The sequence below is a fragment of the Methylomonas albis genome (assembly GCF_014850955.1).
Lineage (GTDB): Bacteria > Pseudomonadota > Gammaproteobacteria > Methylococcales > Methylomonadaceae > Methylomonas > Methylomonas albis.
On record NZ_JACXSS010000001.1, the window covers coordinates 4,669,659 to 4,689,725 of the forward strand.

The following is a 20,067-nucleotide window of genomic DNA, read 5'->3' on the forward strand; positions in this document are numbered from 1 at the left end:
ACTTACTCATCCTTCCATGTTAATTTAAAGGTAACACCTGCTGGTGAATCAGAAGGAACGATATTAATGTCCATGCCTTCTTTTCTCAGCGCTTTACGTGAAATAAACAACCCTAACCCTCTGCCGCCAGGTTTGCGGGAAAAACCTTGCTCAAAAACAGATTCATAATCGCGAGCATGAATACCTGGGCCGGTATTGCTGATAAAAAACGATTTTCCATCGCTATCTAACTTAATTTGTTTTTCACCTTGCATATCCTTTAACCAAAAAATGGCATTGTCGATAATATTGACGAATACAGGATAAAGAGTTGAAGGGAAACCGTGGGCAACCATATCTGTAAAGTTCTCCGTGGCAGACAATTTAACGTCATGCCGTTTTAATCGAACATCAAATAGGGTTTTCACATAATGCAGAATGTCGCTACCTTTTATTTCGATTGGTTTCCTATATAAACGACGTTGCAAAGGGGTAAATAAATTCAGGTGCCCATCCAAATGATCGAAATTATTGCGAATTTCTTGATAAAGTGGCGCCAAATTACTATTCAAATCAGCCCAAGGACGCAATTCCCGTAAAGATCGGCGAACACCTTTTATTGCAGCCTCAAATTCATGGTTGATTACGGCCACCGCTAACCCTAATTGAACCAAATCTGCGTCGGTATCGACTTGCTCTCTTAGCGTTTCCAGTTCTTCATCCATGGCTTCCATCATATCGATCTGGGTAATATCGGGATCGGTGGTCATGTTTTCCGCAACCGAGGTCAATACATCTCGAATCCTGCTAAGCGATTCAGTATTCTTTTTACTGACAGTTTCTATGCGCGTCTCAAAGTCCTTACGCACCTGCTCGGTTTGCTCCGGCGATAACCCGTTAAAGTCTTTACTGGCAAATTCCGCTTCAACTTTAGATATGGTGTTTTGGAGCTCGTGAATCGCGTCCCTGGCAACTTTGGTGGCCGCTTTACGGGTATCTTCAGCGGTATTATTCAATTTACCGGCTTCGTTTCTAACCGATTTTTTTTCACTATCGGCTAATTCTTTGATTAACGATTGTAGACGCTTGCGTTGATCGATATAGATTCTGGCTTGAGTTGCTACATTGCCTAATTGCCGGGTAATTTCTTCAGAAAACGGCCTGAATATTTCACTTTCCAGACGCTGTGTTTCGGTCGAATAAGCCTCCCAATCGCGTTGCAATTGACGGGAAAGCCCCACTCCGCGAGGCCGGGCTATTCGGTAACTTTCCTGTAACTCCGACAATCTTCGATTGGCTTCTTTCTCGGCATCGAGTAAGGCAACCGCAGCCTCATCGGGATCAGTTATTTTTGCAGCGCTATCCATGCGGTGCTTAACGTGGCTTCGAATGCTTTCGATTTCTAAATTCGGTATGCCTTGTTGAGTACGTTGAAAAAAACCATCCAAAGAAGCGCTTAAGTTTTTACGTTTTGTTGAAACTTGTTTTTCGCGTTTTCTTCGAGCAAGTTCGAGTTTTTCTAATTCCTTTTTTCGCGCATCAAAATATTCTGCACGCTCACCGCCTTCGCGGAAAAAATCTGCGGCAAGTTGATTAAAAATATTCATAAGAATATTTTTTAATTGCCGATACGCCTTGTCTTGTTGAAACCCTTCTCTACCAGCCTTTTCTTTTAAAGAACTATTATTTTGACGGGATAATTTTACGGCACCAAATATTAGCCGATGTGAAAAAACGTAATAGCTGGCGCTTTTTGTTCGTCTCAACTCTATTTCAAGCCAATCCACGTCAGGATTTCCATACGGTAAAATTCGAATACGATCTCGGTATACGTAAATTCCGCCAATAAGATTCAATTTATCACTTAATCTTTTCCAATCGGCAGGATCCAATCGGCTTTCCCTTTGATTGCCGTGTACAAATCCTAACTCAATATCAAATGGCCCACAATCTGTTAACTTGCCTCCGCTTTCTTTCCAAGGGATTATGTAGTCTTCTGTTACATTTTCGTAAATTCTTATAGAGCCCCGAAATTGTCCGTAATGATCAATTTCTCCAAAAACTCTGTGATCAGCGTTATTCAACTCATTTACAGTGAAAAATTCACCATCAGAAAGCAAGTCGTCATTATCAGAATCTGAGGGCCAATAACGAAAAGAAGCTTTTATTGGAGGTGATGTGTTTTCCAAAAAAACAGAGTTGCAAAAACCAAGTAAATATTTCGAGAAGTCTTTTTTATTATTGCTTTTATCCAGCTCAATCTCGGCCAAAATCGTATGATTTGCTGGTGCAATATAAAAATGAGTCCCGGATGATTCTGCCAACGAAATGCCGGACAGAAAGCTTTGTAAGTTTTCCGGGTCAACTTGAAAGTCATCTAAATCTTTTACAATATGCCCGAAATCGTAATCAATGTTTCTTCTTTCTAAAAGCTCTATATTTTTCTTGAATTCCTGAACTAAACTACCAACCTCAATATTGCTGGGCAATTTGTCCTCCCTAATAACACGAATCGGTATCTCGATTTCATCCAAATTTATGACTGGAATTTCAAATAGCCCCCAATGGATAAAACACATAACTAAGTCATGTAAGCCATCCGCACGCTGAGCGCGAGTTAACACCAAAACTTGTTCGCCAAGCAATCCAATGGCTAATCGACCGATGCCTTTTTCACCCATGACAGCCCGTTCCGCTTTGCCTGACGGGCGATAAGTATCGATGGAACGATTTTGTGCGGTATATTTGCTTTCGGTTCCCAAAACCAACCAGCGATTTTCAAAGTCAGCTTTCGTCATGCCGATGCCGTCATCGCGAATGACTAACAAATTATCCGAGCGGAAATAATCGACTTCGGCATGATCGGCATAGGCATCGTGGGCATTTTTGAATAGTTCGCTAATTGCCGTGGATACGTTGGCAATCTGCTGGCGGCCAAGCATATCGACGGCGCGTGCCCGTGTTTTGAATTTAGCCATTTTGAGCGATGTTGATAATATGAGCGCCTATGCGTCTGGCAATTTCTGGAGGAACGGCATTACCGATTTGCCTTGCTAGGCAAGCCATGTTGCTACCTTTAAAGACAAAACTCTTAGGAAAGGTTTGTAATGTAGCACCTTCGCGTATGGAAATGGCCCTGTCTTCTTCAGGGTGCCCGAATCGACCATTTGAAAAACTATTAAATCGAGTGGTAATAGTCGGTGCCGGGCGATCCCAATACATGCGAGCATATACGTCACGAAAAATATCGTCTTTTCCTTCATAAGCAGGAATTTGAAGTACTTTATTATCTTTCCAACTTGAACGATCTCCACCTGACTTTGGTGTTATGCCAATTCTTTTTAAATTCTCTTCCGAAAGCTTAGCGGCTGTGTGCTGAAAATCAGATTCATCTTTATGGCCGGCTATGATTTTATTAAAGCCATTCGCGACACCGAGATAATTTTTTACGATAAGTTTCGGATTAAGTTCCGGGGTGGGTAAACTTATATTGTCGGTTAAACGCGAGGCAATAAGTAAATAGCGTTTTCTTTTTTGAGGTACACCGTATTCAACAGCATTAATGACGCCATCGTTGTAGGAGTATCCTTCTCGCTGCAAAAAGTCGATAAAGTCAGGCAGAATACTTTGTTTTTTGTTTGTGGCTAAACCGGGAACATTTTCAACTATAACAAAACCGGGCCGGAAATGAACGATAAAGCGTTCGAAGTTTTTTAATAAAAACGCGCTTTTCAAGCTTTTTGTTTTGTTAGTTCTAACTTTGCTCCAATATTGACATGGGCTACAACCGGCAAAAATCAGATTATTATCATTTTTGTTGATTTTTAATAGATTGCCTAACTCATTGGCCTCTAGTTCGCTAATATCCTTATTAATAAACTTTGCTTCGGTAATATTGGTTTCATAGGTTTCTTTGCACGAATAGTCGTTATCAATTCCAGCTAGAATTTTAATTCCAGCCGTTTGCAGGCCATAACTCATGCCTCCAGCGCCACAAAAAAAGTCAACTGCTTTTAAACTTGCCATCACTGATTCGTTCATTCAAATTTTATATACCTTAGCCGAGAACCATAATTTGAGCAATATGGATGATACAGGTCGAAAGGCTTCACTTCATTTCGTCATTGCTTCCAGCCAACAAAGGCTTTCGACGAATGATAGCCACCGATTAAAGTTCGCGTTGCACATAAAGCTCTTTACAGAGCGAGCCTATTTCATAGCTTTACTGAAACTTATCAATCCCTTGAAAACCAAATATCGCCGTAATACGCCAAAGCCTGGCCACCGCTGTTATCGGTATCTGTCATCAGCGCCACCGCATCGATGTAGCGGATGTCTTCGCCGAATAGTTTTTGCAAATCGGCCCTGACGTTGCGTTTTTCATGGAACCAGACATTTACTGCCGCTTCCGAGCCGCGCAAGGCCAGCATCATCGCATGATCGCCGGCAAAGGCGTTGGGCCAGACGGTGTCTTTGGCGGTGTTGCCGGCCCAGACATAATTGATGGCTTTGGTATTCCAAAATGCCAGCCCGCCTTTTATCACCACATAAACGCGGGCCGCATAATCGTCGCCGGCCTTGCTTTGTTCGTTCAGGCCGCGCAAGGGTTGCCCAACTCGCCACGACCAGTTCAGAAACTGGGTTTGTTGCAGATCGATGCGCTGCTCCTTGAACAAACCGGAACCCGCGGCACGGCTGTCGGCTTGCAATGCGCCGACGCCATCAATGGTTTGCAGACTATAGAGCGTTTGCCCCTTAAAGCTTTTTTGCTCCCAGCCAGCCAGGCGGCTTTGGCTGAATGCGCCAAGCAGCATACCCGGTTCCGCAGCCAACGCCACCCAGTTCAACATCGCCAAGAGAAGTATCAATAAAGTTTTAAACAGCATGGTCCGACTCAAGAGATTGTTTCAATCGCCAAAACGCTTGGGCTGCAAGCGTTTCGACAACACCGGGATTAAAGACAGTCCGCCCAACAAACTCAAGGCCAACAGTGTTTGCCAGGAAAACAAATCATCCAGCCGGTCGATACTACTCAGCGACTGCCCCAGATTGGCAAAAATAAAACTGCCCGGCAGGATGCCGATGAAGGTGGTTATCACATAGGTGCGCAACGATACTTGGGTAAAAGCCGGCGCCAGATTCACCAGCCAGAACGGAAACAGGGGCACCAGACGCAGGAATAGCAAGTAATTGACGGCATCTTCCTGAAAACCGGCCAACAGCTTTTGCGACAGCGCGTGACCTTGCAAACGCTGTCTGGCCCAGTCCGCCAATAAATAACGGGCCAGCCAAAACACTGCCGTGGCGCCTAGCGTCGCGGCAATCAGAATCAAGCCCGTGCCAACCCAACGTCCGAATAAGAAGCCCAGCAATAAGGACAACACCGTACCGCCGGGCAGGCTCAAGGCCGTTGAAAGGCTATAAGCCATGCCGCACGCCAGCAGCATCGCCAGGTAATGCCGTTCGGTAAAAGCAGTGAGCGCTTGCCGATGCTCGCGAATATTGTCCAGGCTAAATACTTGCGGGCCGTCGAACAGAAAAAAGGCAGCTATGGTTAGGGCCAGCAACCAAATTAAAGTGTGTTTTTGCATGACAAATCTCCTGCTATGGAAACGGCAAGGTCGCCTAAATCAACGTTTACTCAGCCTCTTAAACCGAACAGCCATTTCAGCCAGCGCTTGCGCTGGGGTGTCAACGCTTCTTTAAGACTCTGATCGGCGACTCGGCGATTGATTTGCGCCAGTGTCGGGTAAATATGAATGGTGTTACTCAAATCCGCAGCACTCATGCCCTTAGCCAGCGCCAACACATATTCGGCGATCAGCTCGCCGGCTTGTGGTCCGACAATGCAGGCACCCAACAGTTTACCGCGCGGCGTGGTGATAATTTTGGACATGCCAACAGTTTCGTCTGCTGTTACCGCCCTATCGATGTCGGCGAACGGGAAACGATAGACGCGATGGGTAATACCTTGCGCCACGGCTTCGGTTTCCGACAATCCCACCCGCGCAAGCTCGGGATCGGTATAGGTACACCAAGGAATATTGCGCGTCCGGGCTTTGCTCGGCCAATGAAACAGGGCATTTTTCAATACCACGCCGGCTTGATGTTCGGCCATGTGGGTAAACAAATACGGGCCGGCAACATCTCCGCAGGCATAGATGTTTTTATTGCTGGTGCGCAGCCGGGCGTCCAATATCAAGCGGCCATTATCCAGTTCGACACCGGTCAAGCGTAGCCCCAGATTTTCCAAATTGGGTTTGCGCCCGGCCGCAATTAATAGGTGGCTGCCGCTCAACCGATATTGACCTTGTTGGGGATGTTCCAGCAACACGCGCACCTCGCCATTGGCGTACTCGAATTTCAGCACTTTAATGCCCAGATGCACATCAACGCCTTCCTGCTTGAATTGCTGATAAAGCACCGCACTCATGTCATCGTCCTCGCGCGGCAACAGGCGGGGCGCCAGATCGAACAGCGTCACCCGACTGCCGAGCCGGGCCAGGCTTTGCGCCATTTCGCAGCCGATAGGTCCGCCGCCCAATACCAATAAATGCGGTATCGGTTCTTTCACTGCAAACAAGGTTTCGTTGGTTAGGTAGGGGATGTTTTCCACGCCGGGTAGCGGCGGAATTGCCGGGCCGGTGCCGGTAGCGATAACAAAATTTTTGGCGCAGACTTGTCGGCCATTAACAGTAAAAAGGTTTGGCCCGGTAAATTGACCGACGCCAAAAACGACGTCAACTCCCAGACCAGCAAAACGTTCCGGACTGTCGTTGGGTTCGATCTGCGCAATCACGCGTCGCACCCTTTGCATCACCTTGGACAAATCGATGACGGGCGTTGAGGCGGCGATACCGAAGCGCTCAGCATCCCGAATAATTTGCGCGACTTTGGCACTGTGAATCAATGTTTTACTGGGTACGCAACCGACATGCAGGCAATCGCCGCCCAAGGCGCGTTTTTCCACTAACAGCACTTTGGCGCCCAAGCTGGCCGCTCCGGCAGCCGCCACCAAGCCGGCCGCACCGCCGCCAATGACGCATAAATCATATTCTGTTGCGTTGCGCATCCTGTCTCCCGTGATTGGTCATGGCCGGTGATTACCATATCCGGCAACAGCTCAGGCAATTTGGATTCGGTATCGTTCCCTGCCAAGTTCAGCGTTAGGCAACACAGGGTCTAAAGCACGCCGCGTTCCAGCTCTTGCAAATAGATAAATTCCGGTGCTTTTACGCCGGCCTGTGCCCTGATTGCCACCAACTCCGGGGACTCGAAAAAGCGCCGAGCATTGTCCAGCGAAGACCAAGCGGAAAAGTGAACGATGTTATTGGCATCATCGTCGTAGCGCAGCAACTGGTAGCTGATTTCTCCGGCGCGCTTTCTGATTTCGGCCGCCTGATCGAAAACCAACTTCCAGGCCGGATAATCGGCAACTTCATGAATGATTAATACGTGTTGCATATAGATTCCCGCGTTAGTAGGGCTCGCCGTCTTTGTGGGCAAAACGCCAGCTCCCGTCAACAGACATCGCTTGTAAATCGTCATCCGGGTAAATGACCGCGTCTCCGGCTGTCCTGTCGCCAACTTCCAGGTACTGCACATCTGCGTTCGAGCGATTCAGCAACTGGTGCGCATTGCCGGTGCCGGCTTTAAATCCCGCGCACATCCCCGGCGCAAGCTGGGTTTCGCCTGCATCTGTCACCAGTGTCGGGTGGCCTTGCAATATGTAAATAAACTCATCTTGCCGCGCGTGGCTGTGCCGCAACGCCGAACGGGCACCGGGGGCAAGTTTGGTTAGGTTGACGCCGAAATTTGTCAGGTCGAATACATCGCCGAGACGACGTTTCTCGCGCCCTGTGATGAATGAGGCAAACGGTTCAGGATAGAGTGATGTGGTCCGTGCTTCGACGTCTGCCGCCGATACGGCTATTGGGGTGTGTTTATCGTTCATGGTGGCCTACAAATGGAAGATAACCGGCTCGAACGGCTTATTAAAAATCCGGTGGACACTAGCCCAAAGCAGCCGAATTGATCTGCTTGCCCTTGCCGCTCCGAGTAAGTTCGTGAACAAGCACATGACTACCCCAGAGTGCGGACATGATAGGGCTGGCTTCTTGGATTGCGGTACTGGAAAAAAAGCTGACCTCTGCGGTTCGCTCGCTGGAATCAGGCCTAAGATTGCCTTGCAGACGCCGCGCCAGCTCTTTTGCCACGGCGTTGGCCGGGTCGATTATCGTAAGGTCCGACCCAACGATTTCGCGAATCAGCGGCGCCAGAAACGGGTAATGTGTGCAACCCAACACGATAGTATCGGCGCCGGCCTGCAGCAGCGGCAACAGGTAACGGACCAGAAGTTCGCGCGTCGCAGCGCCTTGCAATTGCGCTTTTTCAACTTGTTCGACCAGACCCGGACAAGCTTGTAACAATATTTGAATATCTTTACCGTAGGCCGCGCACAGTCTGGCTACGCTTGGGCTAGCCAAGGTGCGGCTAGTGGCCAGCACCCCAACTACCCCGGATTTAGTGCTTTGCGCGGCCGGTTTGATGGCCGGCTCCATCGCCACCACCGGCACCGGACACCAGGAACGCAGTTTTTCGATCGCGACCACGGTGGCGGTGTTGCACGCCACCACGATGGATTTCACACCAGCGTCGAGCAGTAGCTCGGTAATTGTGGTCGCTCTATCCGCAATAAAATCCGCATCCCGGTCGCCGTAGGGCGCATAACCGGAGTCGGCCACGTAAAGCAAGTCTTCCCTGGGCAGCTCCGTACGGATTGCCCGCAACACGGATAGACCGCCGACACCGGAATCGAATACGCCAATGGGGGCATCAGTGCGCAACGCTGTCATGGATTGATACTATCTATCATTGAATTGATCAGGCTTGGCGATGTTGCAAATACTCTTCGTTAAGACGCATAGCTTGCAGGGCTGCCGGACGCGCGTAGATGCGCGCCACATAGTCTTCAAATAACGGCCGTTTGTCGATGGTGCCAAACATCATTCCCCAACCCAACTGCGAGCCGACATACACATCCGCCGCAGTAAATTGCTCGCCGCAAATATACGGTCCGGGCAACAGCGCGTTTTCGACGGCAGCAATGGCCACCTCAAAACTGCCAAAGCCGACAAAGCCATTTTTACCCTCAGGTATCTGCCAACCCAGGGCCTTGGCAGTAACGGCCTGCTCCAGCGGACCCGCTGCGAAAAACAGCCAACGGAAATAATCCGCGCGCGCCGGGTGGTTTGCGGCCGGCAGCAGATTTTTCTCCGGAAAGCGATCAGCCAAATACGCACAAATAGCGGCAGTTTCGGTGACGAACGCAGTACCGTGCTTCAGCGCCGGCACCTTGCCCATTGGATTGACAGCCAGATAGTCGGCGTTTTTCATCGTCGCGCCGAATTCCAGCCAGACCGTTTCGTAAGGCTCGCCAATTTCTTCCAGCATCCAGTGGACGATGCGTCCACGCGACTGTGGATTGGTATAAAACACCAGATTGTTCATTGTGCGTTCTCCTTAGCTGAATGGATTAACTAACTGCAATATGGCGCGGAATTTTACACCGATAAACTTAACCCGACGCCGAACAACTTGCTCGGCACATCGTCAACAACAAGCGCCGTCGGCCTTTGCCGATTCGCCTTGCGGACCGGGCGCGCAATCGAACAATCCAAAATGCCGGGATTGATCGCCCAACACCTGAAAGTGCGCGGCATAACGAGTCGCCGCCAGCATGTCGGCCGTATTGCCGCACACTCTGAGCGGCCGGCCGGTTTCGAAAAAATGATGATCATCCAAGGCAAACGCATGCGGATGTTCGGTGATAGTACCCAGATAGCATGCGACCTGTCCGTAATCCTCGCAGCGATCTTCCAATTCCAGCTTAAAGGTCCGCACCGTCACCGATTTGAAATTGACCATACCGATCTTGGCGGCCACCTCCGGATCGTCCAGGCTGATGGGATTTTGTTTGACAACCCGCACATCCGGACAGCCCAAATCCTGCAAAATCCTTCTAAAGTCTTCCCAATACAACGCACCACCCAGACATTCGCCCAGCAGCACCGGGTCTTGGCGCAACTCAACCGGAATACGGCGGTCGGCGAATACATCGGAAAAATACAATTCGCCGCCCGGCTTCAATACCCGGAAGATTTCCGCCAAGACCTTGGGTTTTTCCGGCGACAGATTGATCACGCAATTGGAGACAACCGCGTCGATGCTGTTATCGGCAATACCGACTGCCGCCAGATTCTCGATATGCCCGTACAGAAACTCGACGTTAGCATACCCGAAACGCTCGGCGTGCCAGTCGCGATGACGCTGCGCCACGTCTAGCTGTTCCGGCGTCATATCCACGCCGATTACCCGCCCGCTCGGCCCGACCAGAGTCGACAGTAAGTAACAATCGCGCCCGGAACCGCAGCCCAAATCCAGCACGGTTTTACCTTGCAAGGCCGGCGGTAGCGGCGAACCGCAACCATAAAAGCGTTCCAAGACTTCCGGATGCAGTCCGGCCAGCAAGGTTTTTAGATAAGCGGGCATCGCATCGATGCTGCAACAGGCACTGGTTTTCAGATCGCTGCTGGCTTGTAGTACTTCGCCGTAATAGTGCCGAACCGATTCGCTGATCTCGATACTGGTATTCATGACGCCCTCCGCAGGCTGACAAATTGATAAATGGCTGGAGACAACAGAGCCACTGCTACGCGCCAAACATCCGACAAAATATGACGAGGCGTTATGCCAGAGATTCCAGCACTGTCAGCGTTTCCGTCATTACCTGCCTAAACTCGGCGTAGTCGGCTTGATTTAGGCTATCCTGCTTTAGTGAAAGAAAAAATTTCGCTGCGGCCAATTCCACGCTACTTGCACCCAAGTTAGCGGCAACTCCCTTCAAACCGTGCAGCATGTCCCGCGCGGCCTGAAACGCCCGCTTACCCAGTAAATCATCAAGCTCTGTTAACGTGTTGGCAGAGCTGGTTCGAAAACCATTGAGTAAATCAAGCAGAAAACTTTCATCACCATCCAATAGATCCAGGGTATTGCTGAAATCAAAACCGGGCAAATCCTTTAGGCTAGACAAGGAAACGCCGCGCTGGTTTTGAAAAGCTTCGCTGGTCGAAGCACTAGCGCTACCTAGTCCTAGTTGCTGGCACAACACACCAATTAGCTGCAAGACTTGAATCGGCTTGACGACAAAATCGTTCATGCCGCTAGCCAAACATTTTTCCCGCTCTTCCTGTGTCACGCCGGCGCTGAGCGCAATAATCGGCAGGTCTTTGTAAGCGGGGTTCCGGCGTATATATTCGGTGGTAGCTAGGCCGCTCATCACCGGCATATGCACATCCATCAGCACTGCGTCGTAAGTATGGTCTTGCAGCAACGACAAAGCTTCTTGGCCGTTACCGGCCAGATCGACGCTAATCCCGCATAGTTCCAGAAACTCCTTCAAGACTTTCTGGTTGATAACATGATCTTCGGCAACCAAGATGTGCGCACCCCGCAACGCGGCGCCGCGCTCACCAAGCATCGTCGCCAAGCCGCCCGCCTGGGTTTCAGAATTTGGTCGCGCCGCCGGCAAGCCGACTTGCGGCGCGGCAACGCCCAGCAATAACTCAAAACTAAAATTCGACCCCTGCCCCAAACTACTTTCGACATTAAAATCGCTGCCCATCGATTGCAGCAGCTTTTCGCTGATGCTCAAGCCCAGCCCGGTACCACCGAAACGGCGGGTAATCGAAGCATCCAGCTGACTAAACGACTGAAACAACTTGGGCAGATCTGCTGCCGGTATGCCGATGCCGGTATCCGTAACGCTAAAACCTAATTTGGCTTGGTCGTCGTGCAAATCAAGCAACACCACCCGCAACGTGACGCCCCCTTGTTCGGTGAACTTGAGCGCATTTCCCAGCAAATTGGAGAGAATCTGTTGCAAACGCAGACCATCACCCACCAAGCCGAAGGGCACATCGGGCGCGACCTCCATCTTGAAATCCAAGCGTTTTTCTGCGGCGGATAAGGCAAACAGATTATGCAGGTTATCCAGCACGCTATTCAGGTTGAATTCCGCATGTTCGAGACCCAATTTGCCGGCCTCTATTTTGGAAAAGTCCAGAATATCGTTGAGTATGCCAAGCAAGCTGACCGAACTGCCGTGGATTTTTTGCAGAAAATCCCTTACCTCGTTAGATACCGGCTTATTCAAAGCCAGTTGCGACAAACCAATCACCACGTTCATCGGCGTGCGAATTTCATGAGACATGTTCGCCAGGAACTCTGATTTGAATGCCGCCATACTCTCGGCGGCTTCTTTGGCGTCGATTAAGGCCTGTTCCACGCGCTTGCGCTCGCTAAGATCGCGCACCACACACTGTAATACCAAATGTCCGTCCAGGCTAACCCGCGCCAGCGTCACCTGAGCGGGAAAAATAGTACCGTCGGCGCGCCTATGCAACCACTCGAATTCCAAATGACCGTTTTTGATCGCAGTGACAATATATTCGTTCGCCAAGGTAAGCGAGTCACGACCGTCTGCTTGGTTTGGTGGAGAGACCTTGCCGGGATGCAAGCGACAAAATTCAGAGACCGCGTCATAGCCGAATAAATCCAAGGTGGCCTGATTACAATCCAGAAATCCGCTATTGTCGGCCATCATCACCGCATCATGCGAACTATTGAACAGCTTGCGATACTTCAACTCACTTTGCCGCAGAACTTCCTTATTGGCTTTGGCTTGCGTAACGTCTTCGGCAATGAACCAAATATACTCCTGGCCCTCGGCACCGGCGACTTTGGTGCCGCTCAGTTGCAGCGACACCGGCCGCCCTCTTTTGTGTATAAACGTGGCTTCGTCGGCGCCGTATTGCCCGGTTTTCGCTAACCAATTCAATTGCTCATCTAAATCCTGCTGTTTATCGGCGGATAGGCTCAAATAATCGAGCTGTTTAATTTCTTCCGCCGTATACCCCGTCATCCGTTGAAAAGCATGATTAAATTCAACGAATTTGCCGTGTACATCCAGCAAGGCGATCCCTAGCGGCGATAGTTCGTACAAGTCTCGCAGCTTTTGGCCTTTCTCCGCCAGACGGCTATACGCATTCTTTAAGCTTAAGTTTGCCGTATCGAGTTGAGCAGTACGCTGATCGACCAGTGCCGCCACCATCGCCGCCCTGCCGGTGGCCGATAGCAAGTACACGCTTAATAGCATGGTAAACAGCAATCCGCCTAACAACACCATCCACGGCAACCACGAGGCATGCGTCGAAACAAACACGTCTTCCGGCTGGACAATAATTTCCAGCCTGCGATTGCCGAAATTAATGGATTGTCTGGACTCGCTTATGCTGGCCTTCAAGGCTTTAAGTGCCCCGTGTAGCAGCGTGGCGTGGTTTTCCGCATCGTAATAGAGAATCGCCACCCTCATCTCGTCAAGATTTAAGCCTTGCATGGCAGCGTTCACTAAGGATTCGATGCGCACCACTGTCGATAGGAATCCGCTAAAAGTCGACTCCATGCCTGTAGCATTGGCAAGGTATACCGGCATGATCAGCAACACCCCTTGACTGGGTTGGCCGTCTTGCACCAGTTGAATGGGTCGGGTGACGCTAACCGCACGACTGATCCTGGCTTCCGTTAAGGCTTCGCTGCGGAGGGGCTCGGAACTCAAATCAAACCCCAACACTTGCTGATTGGTCGCTAAAGGCTCGATGTAAGTAACCGGAAAATACTCGGAACGATCCTGGGCCTTAATAAACTGCCGGTCCGCACCCAGCTCCTTGATCGTAAAATCCTTATAGCCTTGGTCGCGGAAAGACTGCTCATAAGACGCTCTCTGCTCATTCGGGACTGGCGATACCCAGCTCAGCGCTTGAATATGCTTATTTTGCGTCAGCACACCATGCGCAAAAACACCGAATTGGTCCCGATCGACCACGCCGACCGCTTGAAAAAAACTATTGAGCGAAAATGACGCGTTCAGGACTGCGGAAAAGTTTTCTGCCAAGGCCTTATTGAGCGCGCTGGCATTGTTGTCGAATTGCAGTTGTAGCCGGCTGTCTTCCGCTCGTAAAACCAGCACGAAAGTCACGACCAAGCCCGCCAACATCGCAAGTAGCGGCGCGGCCACGCCCAACAACCTGGGGTGCCAGAGCGTTCTCGGCTCCGCAAACAGGCAAAAAACCAAAGGCGATATGATGATGGTCCCCAGACAGTCACCTATCCACCAATTCCACCAAGCAATCCATAGAGTGGAAGGGGTTAAAACATCGAATCCCGCTAAAGTCCACACGCCAACAGAGGCGGCAATCAGGCAGCCTAAAGGCCCAACCAGTAACACATACTTGAAAATGTTTTTGCCGTTATCAAGGCGCGGCACACCGGGTGCCATAAAGCGTCGCGACAGCCAAGCACCCGCCAAGGCTTGTAGCGTACTGCCGCTCGCAATGCCCATCGCCACGTAACCCGTTTGCGGCGTCAAAGAGCCACTTATCTCGTATCCATAGAACAGGTTTGTCAGGAACGATCCTAACCATATCCCCGGCCAGATCTTGTTACCCCAGAGCAGCACTGCAGCCAGCGCAATCCCGGCCGGCGGCCAAATCGGACTGGCATAGCCCGGCGGCAAGGCCAGGCGCAACGCGGCCCAACCCGTCACAACAATACTGGCGGCCAGAAAAATAGTTCGGTAAAAGTGCAAACGCATTGGTTTTCTATCCAACAAACCATCAAGAGTAAGATAACGATTATAGGTTAAATACTTTGCTAGGGATGTCGGCCAGCCGGCTCGGATAGCATAAGGAACGAAGCGGACCGAAGCGTGAGCAATTAGAGCTTGCAGGGCCAATCACCAATCTTACCGGATCGGATTAGCCATTTTTTGACGGGCGCTTAGCCCTGTAGAGTCGCCATATCAATCACAAAACGGTATTTCACGTCGCTTTTTAACATGCGTTGATAGGCATCATTGATACCGGCCATCGGAATCAGCTCAATGTCGGAAACGATGCCATGCTCGGCGCAGAAATCCAGCATTTCCTGGGTTTCGCGAATGCCGCCGATCAGCGATCCGGCCAGCGCGCGGCGGCGAAATATCAGGTTACCGACGTTCGGTGACGGATGCGGCTCGGACGGCACACCGACCAGACACATAGTGCCGTCGCGTTTCAACAGACTCAGATATTGATCCAGGTCGTGCTGCGCAGCGACGGTATTTAAAATGAAATCGAAGCTGTTTAGGTGCTTTTCCATTTCGTCGGCATGTTTGGAAATTACCACTTCGCTCGCCCCCAAACGTTTGGCATCGGCTTCCTTGCCTGGCGAGGTAGTGAACAGCACAACCTCCGCGCCAAAAGCATGGGCAAACTTAAGGCCCATATGCCCTAGCCCACCCAGACCGACGATGCCGACCTTGTGGCCTTTACCGATCTGCCAATGCCGCAACGGCGAATAGGTCGTAATGCCGGCACACAACAAGGGCGCGACCGCCGCCAATTCCAATTTATCGGAAACACGCAACACAAAATCCTGATCGACCACGATCTGATTGGAATAGCCGCCGTAGGTCATTTTGCCGGTATATTTATCCGGGCTGTTGTAAGTAAATACCGTGTGGTCACAAAACTGTTCCTGATGATCCAGGCAATCGGCACAGACGCCGCAGGAATCTACCATGCAACCCACGCCAGCCAAATCACCCAGCTTGAAACTCGTCACTTGGGAGCCGACTTCTACTACCTTGCCGACAATTTCGTGGCCCGGCACAATCGGAAAAGTAGTACCGCGCCATTCGTTGCGCACTTGATGCAAATCGCTATGACAAACCCCGCAATACAGAATTTCGATTCGGACATCCGATGGGCCCGGTTGCCGGCGCTCGAAATGAAACGAACGTAGAGGTGTTTGCGAGTTGTAGGCAGCATAGCCAACCGTTTTAAGCATATCGATCTCCTGCGTTTAAATCGTGAAATGCTTGGGCAAGTCACTCAGTCCGCCCAATAACCAGGCGGGACCTCGCGTCCTAACTATTCAGCAAGTTTTAGCTCGTCAGTTTCAAATATTTCTTGTACAGACTGTCCTTGTCCTCGACCACGTCCGGATCTTTGTCGATGCAGTCCACCGGACAAACTTCCATGCACTGCGGCTTGTCGTGATGGCCTATGCATTCAGTGCATAGGGACGGGTTAATCACGTAAATATCTTCGCCTTGCGAAATGGCGCCGTTCGGACACTCCGGTTCGCAGACATCGCAGTTGATACAGTCGTCGCTGATAATGAGCGCCATAATTACTCCTCGGAAAATTTTTCGGTTAAGCGTTGTTTGACAACATCCGGCACGAAGCTGGACACGTCGCCGTTCAGTTGGGCGATTTCGCGGATCATGCTCGACGAAATGAATTCGTATTGCTCGGCTGGTGTGAGAAACACCGTTTCGATATTGGGCGACAGGCGACGGTTCATCCCGGCCAATTGAAATTCGTATTCAAAATCCGACACCGCGCGCAAGCCGCGGATAATCACGCTGGCTTGATGTTGCTTGGCGCATTCGACCAGCAAGGTGTCGAAACCAATCACGCTGACGTTGCTGAATTCGGTGACCACCTCCTGAATCAAAGCGACGCGTTCTTCCAAGGAAAACAGCGGCTTTTTGCCGCGGCTGACCGCGACGGCAACAATCACATGCTGGTAAAGCCTGGAGGCGCGGTGGATCAAGTCCAGGTGACCGTTGGTGATGGGATCAAAGGTGCCGGGATAAATCGCGGTAATGTTCATCGGCTTTAGAAACAGGCAAAAGCGGCTTATTTTAAACCATTCGCCGCGGCAAAAGTATCCGATTGCTTTTGCAGCAAGCTATAGCTGACTTCGCCGGCCGTCTTGGCTTTCAACAATCGCCAATCGGCCGGCAGATCGTCCAGCGGCCGATTGCGTTCGCATTCCAGATAGATTTTGGCGTAGTCGGCCAGCCAACCCTTGGCATCCAATAGCTGGCAAGTTTGGGCAATCAGATTTTGGCCAAAAGGCGGATCCAGAAACACCAAATCGAACGGCTGTGCCGGCTTGTTTAGAAATTGTCCAACGTCTTGGTGGACTACCTGAATCTGTGCCGCCGCGAGTTTGGTGATATTTTCCCGTAACCTTTGGCAACTGGCCGGGTTGTTTTCCACTTGCACCACTTGCTTGGCACCTCGGGAAGCCGCTTCCACACCCAAAGCGCCGCTGCCGGCGTACAGATCCAGACAGCGGCTATTCAGGATGTCGGCTTGCAGCCAGTTGAACAAGGCTTCCCGCACCCGCGACGGCGTCGGTCGCAAACCCGGCGCGTCCTCAAACACGATTTGCCGGCTACGCCATTCGCCACCGATGATACGGATTTGATTCGACATTCTTTATTTACCCGCGCCCACGGTTACAGTTTGCAACAACTCCGGTTTTACCCGGCGTTTGAAGGCATCCTTGATTTGCTCGATGCTGATGGCCTCGACATTGCTCTGAAACGTGTCCAGGTAATCCAGCGGCTGCTGATAAAATCCAATCATCGCCACATAATCGGTCAGCTTGCTGTTGGTATCGAAGCGCATCGCAAAGCCGCCGGTGATGTTTTGCTTGGCGGCGGTCAGCTCCTTATCGCTGGGGCCTTTATCCAGAAACTCGTTGAAGGTTTTCAGCAACACCTCCAAGGCCTGCTCGGTCTGATCGTTGCGGGTTTGCAGACTCATCATAAAGGGCCCCTGCCGGTACATCGGCGCAAACACGCTGTAAGCACCGTAAGCCAGACCGCGTTTCTCCCGCACCTCTTCGAATAGCCTGGACACCATACTGCCGCCGCCCAAAATATGGTTACCCACGTACAAGGCAAAATAGTCCGGGTCCTTGCGATAGGTGCCGGGTAAACCGACCATTACATGAGTTTGCGTGGAAGGAAACTCGATGTGCTGCTTGCTGGCTTTGCTTGGCATCGTCACCGCTGGAATTTCGGCGGGTTTGCTGCCGACCGGCAGTTTACTCAGCAACTGGTTAGCGGTCTGCTCAGCTTGCTCCCGACTGACGTCACCGACGATGACCACCATCGCGTTGGCAGCCACATAGTATTTTTGATAAAAACTTTTCAGATCATCAGCGCTAAATCCGGCCACGGTTTCCACTACACCGGCCTCGGGGTGCGCGTAAGGATGATCGCCGTACAGCGCTTTATTGAAAGCAATGCCGGCCAGTTCGCCCGGCGATTCTTCGCGGTGTTTCAAACCGGCCAGAGTGCGGGCTTTTTCCCGTTCAAAATCGGCTTGGTTAAAGGCCGGTTTGCTCAACACGGTTTCGAAGGTAGCCAAGGCTTTGTCGAACAAGGCCTTTTCGGTCAAGGTCCGCACCGCCAGCCAAGCCATGTCCTCGCTAACGCCAGCAGAATAGTTGGCGCCCACCGATTCGAAGCTCTGTGCAATGTCGTCGGCGCTCAACTCACCAGCCCCACTATCCAGCAAAGCGGAGGTCAATGCCGCAACGCCAAATTGCGCTTCGTCGCGGGCGCTACCGGCATCGAATACCACCCGCACATCCACCATCGGCAAGCCGGCGGTGCGCACGTAGTAAATCCGGCTGCCTTGCGGAGTTTGCCAATTTTCGATTTTGGCGGCGCACCAGGCGGTCTGGCTCAACAACAATAGTGCCAAACCGATTAAATTAAAACGCATGGTGGCCTCCTATGGCTTTTGCAGGTTTGGCGGCTTGAGTAATGGGTTGCGGGTCGAGATAAGCGACGGTCAGCGTATCTTCGATCAAATATTTGCGCGCCACGTCCCTGACCTGCTCGGCCGTGACTTGATTAACCTTATCCACATACTCGTCGGCTTTTTGCCAACCGATACCCACGGTTTCCAGCGTGCCCAGTTGCATCGCTTGATAGAAGTTGGAGTCTTTTTGATACACCGCGCTGGCCAACACCTGGGCCTTGATGCGTTGCAGTTCGTCCTTGGCTATCAGTTCGTTCTTCAATTGATAGACTTCATCCAGCAAGGCGTATTCCAGATCGAATACGGTTTTGCCTTCCGCCGGCGTGCCTTCCAGCAGGAACATCTCGGGCAGGCGCGAGGCCAGATCGTAGCCCGCACCAGCCGATACCGCAATTTGCTTGCCCCTGACCAGCCGCGATGACAAGCGGGCGCTATCGCCACCGTCCAACACGCCCACCAGCACTTCCAGCGCGTAGGCCTCCCATTCCGGCTTGGCGGTTTTTAATACCGGCACTTTATAGCCCATCATAAGGTAGGGTAGTTTGGCGGGCGCTTTTACGGTAATCCGGCGTACGCCGCGTTGCTCACTTTCATCTTGCGGTTTTACCGGCTTCAACACGCTAGGTTGCAGCGGCGCGAAATATTGCTCGGCGAGTTTTTCTACTTGCAGCCCATCGACGTCGCCCACCACCACCAGCGTGGCGTTATTCGGCGCATACCATTGTTGATACCAAGATTGCAGGTCTTCGACTTTATAGTTGGCAATATCGGACGGCCAACCGATGACCGGATTTTGGTAGGGGCTGTTGGTGAAAGCAGTGGCCATGAATTGCTCATGCACTTTGGCGCGCGGTTGATCGTCGGTGCGCATGCGCCGTTCTTCGGTAACCACTTCCAGTTCTTTTTTCAGCTCTTCGGCTTTTAAATCCAGGTTGCGCATCCGGTCGCTTTCCAATTTAAAGCTGATCTCCAGACGCGATTTTTCCAGGGTTTGGAAATAAGCGGTGTAATCCTGTCCGGTAAAAGCGTTCTCGTTGCCGCCATTTTCGGCGATGATCCGGGAAAACTCGCCGGCTGGGTATTTTGCGGTGCCTTTGAACATCATGTGTTCCAGCATGTGCGAGATACCGGTGATGCCACCGGGCTCGTAACTTGACCCAACTTTGTACCAAACTTGCGATACTACCACCGGCGAACGATGATCCTCCTTTACCAATAGTTTCAAGCCGTTGCTGAAAACATGTTCGTGTACCTTGCCGACCTCGGCATGTGCCGCGACAGCAGGGCAAAGCAGCGCTAACGCCGCGAGCCTATAGTTCATAAATCCCTCGTTGACTAAAAGATGGTGAGCGCTTGTGAT

General features: G+C 51.2%; 17 protein-coding genes. All 17 read right to left on the minus strand.

All coding sequences use genetic code 11. The features are described from left to right. Positions 1–2 precede the first annotated feature (2 nt). Positions 3–2,957 (minus strand): ATP-binding protein, encoded by a 2,955-nt coding sequence (locus EBA_RS21060; RefSeq protein WP_192376535.1) that lies wholly within the window; start codon positions 2,955–2,957, stop codon positions 3–5. Next, entirely contained in the window at positions 2,950–4,020 is a 1,071-nt protein-coding gene (locus tag EBA_RS21065; RefSeq protein ID WP_192376536.1) for a DNA cytosine methyltransferase, read from the minus strand. Before EBA_RS21065 ends, EBA_RS21060 begins: the two co-directional genes overlap by 8 nt. A gap of 194 nt (positions 4,021–4,214) precedes the next feature. Then, on the minus strand, positions 4,215–4,865 hold the full coding sequence (locus EBA_RS21070) for a DUF3047 domain-containing protein (RefSeq protein WP_192376537.1): 651 nt from the start codon (positions 4,863–4,865) through the stop codon (positions 4,215–4,217). A gap of 21 nt (positions 4,866–4,886) precedes the next feature. After that, the gene (locus EBA_RS21075) at positions 4,887–5,570 is read right to left on the minus strand and encodes a TVP38/TMEM64 family protein (protein WP_192376538.1); all 684 of its coding nucleotides are present in this window, start codon (positions 5,568–5,570) and stop codon (positions 4,887–4,889) included. A 50-nt stretch (positions 5,571–5,620) separates the two neighbouring features. Then, the gene (locus tag EBA_RS21080; protein ID WP_192376539.1) at positions 5,621–7,051 is read right to left on the minus strand and encodes a dihydrolipoyl dehydrogenase family protein; all 1,431 of its coding nucleotides are present in this window, start codon (positions 7,049–7,051) and stop codon (positions 5,621–5,623) included. Between the two features lie 110 nt (positions 7,052–7,161). Next, complete coding sequence (locus EBA_RS21085; RefSeq protein ID WP_192376540.1) at positions 7,162–7,443, minus strand: antibiotic biosynthesis monooxygenase; 282 nt, start codon at positions 7,441–7,443, stop codon at positions 7,162–7,164. Between the two features lie 13 nt (positions 7,444–7,456). Then, on the minus strand, positions 7,457–7,933 hold the full coding sequence (locus EBA_RS21090) for a cupin domain-containing protein (protein ID WP_192376541.1): 477 nt from the start codon (positions 7,931–7,933) through the stop codon (positions 7,457–7,459). Positions 7,934–7,991: 58 nt separating this feature from the next. Beyond that, on the minus strand, positions 7,992–8,834 hold the full coding sequence (gene murI, locus EBA_RS21095; protein ID WP_192376542.1) for a glutamate racemase: 843 nt from the start codon (positions 8,832–8,834) through the stop codon (positions 7,992–7,994). 28 nt (positions 8,835–8,862) lie between these two features. Next, positions 8,863–9,489, minus strand: coding sequence for a glutathione S-transferase family protein (locus EBA_RS21100; protein ID WP_192376543.1), 627 nt, complete (start codon positions 9,487–9,489; stop codon positions 8,863–8,865). A gap of 102 nt (positions 9,490–9,591) precedes the next feature. Further along, on the minus strand, positions 9,592–10,635 hold the full coding sequence (locus EBA_RS21105; protein ID WP_192376544.1) for a methyltransferase domain-containing protein: 1,044 nt from the start codon (positions 10,633–10,635) through the stop codon (positions 9,592–9,594). A gap of 91 nt (positions 10,636–10,726) precedes the next feature. Next, positions 10,727–14,689: a CHASE domain-containing protein gene (locus EBA_RS21110; RefSeq protein ID WP_192376545.1), complete on the minus strand. Its 3,963-nt coding sequence runs from the start codon at positions 14,687–14,689 to the stop codon at positions 10,727–10,729. 185 nt (positions 14,690–14,874) lie between these two features. Then, entirely contained in the window at positions 14,875–15,924 is a 1,050-nt protein-coding gene (locus EBA_RS21115) for an NAD(P)-dependent alcohol dehydrogenase (protein ID WP_192376546.1), read from the minus strand. A 97-nt stretch (positions 15,925–16,021) separates the two neighbouring features. Then, on the minus strand, positions 16,022–16,267 hold the full coding sequence (locus EBA_RS21120; protein WP_192376547.1) for a YfhL family 4Fe-4S dicluster ferredoxin: 246 nt from the start codon (positions 16,265–16,267) through the stop codon (positions 16,022–16,024). A gap of 2 nt (positions 16,268–16,269) precedes the next feature. Further along, positions 16,270–16,755 carry a pantetheine-phosphate adenylyltransferase gene (coaD, locus tag EBA_RS21125; protein ID WP_192376548.1) on the minus strand — a complete coding sequence of 162 codons (486 nt, stop codon included), beginning with the start codon at positions 16,753–16,755 and terminating at the stop codon, positions 16,270–16,272. A gap of 26 nt (positions 16,756–16,781) precedes the next feature. Beyond that, positions 16,782–17,366 (minus strand): 16S rRNA (guanine(966)-N(2))-methyltransferase RsmD, encoded by a 585-nt coding sequence (gene rsmD, locus EBA_RS21130; RefSeq protein WP_192376549.1) that lies wholly within the window; start codon positions 17,364–17,366, stop codon positions 16,782–16,784. A gap of 3 nt (positions 17,367–17,369) precedes the next feature. Beyond that, positions 17,370–18,668, minus strand: a complete 1,299-nt coding sequence (locus EBA_RS21135; protein WP_192376550.1) for a M16 family metallopeptidase — start codon at positions 18,666–18,668, stop codon at positions 17,370–17,372. Next, positions 18,658–20,028, minus strand: a complete 1,371-nt coding sequence (locus EBA_RS21140) for a M16 family metallopeptidase (protein WP_192376551.1) — start codon at positions 20,026–20,028, stop codon at positions 18,658–18,660. Before EBA_RS21140 ends, EBA_RS21135 begins: the two co-directional genes overlap by 11 nt. Positions 20,029–20,067: the final 39 nt, after the last annotated feature.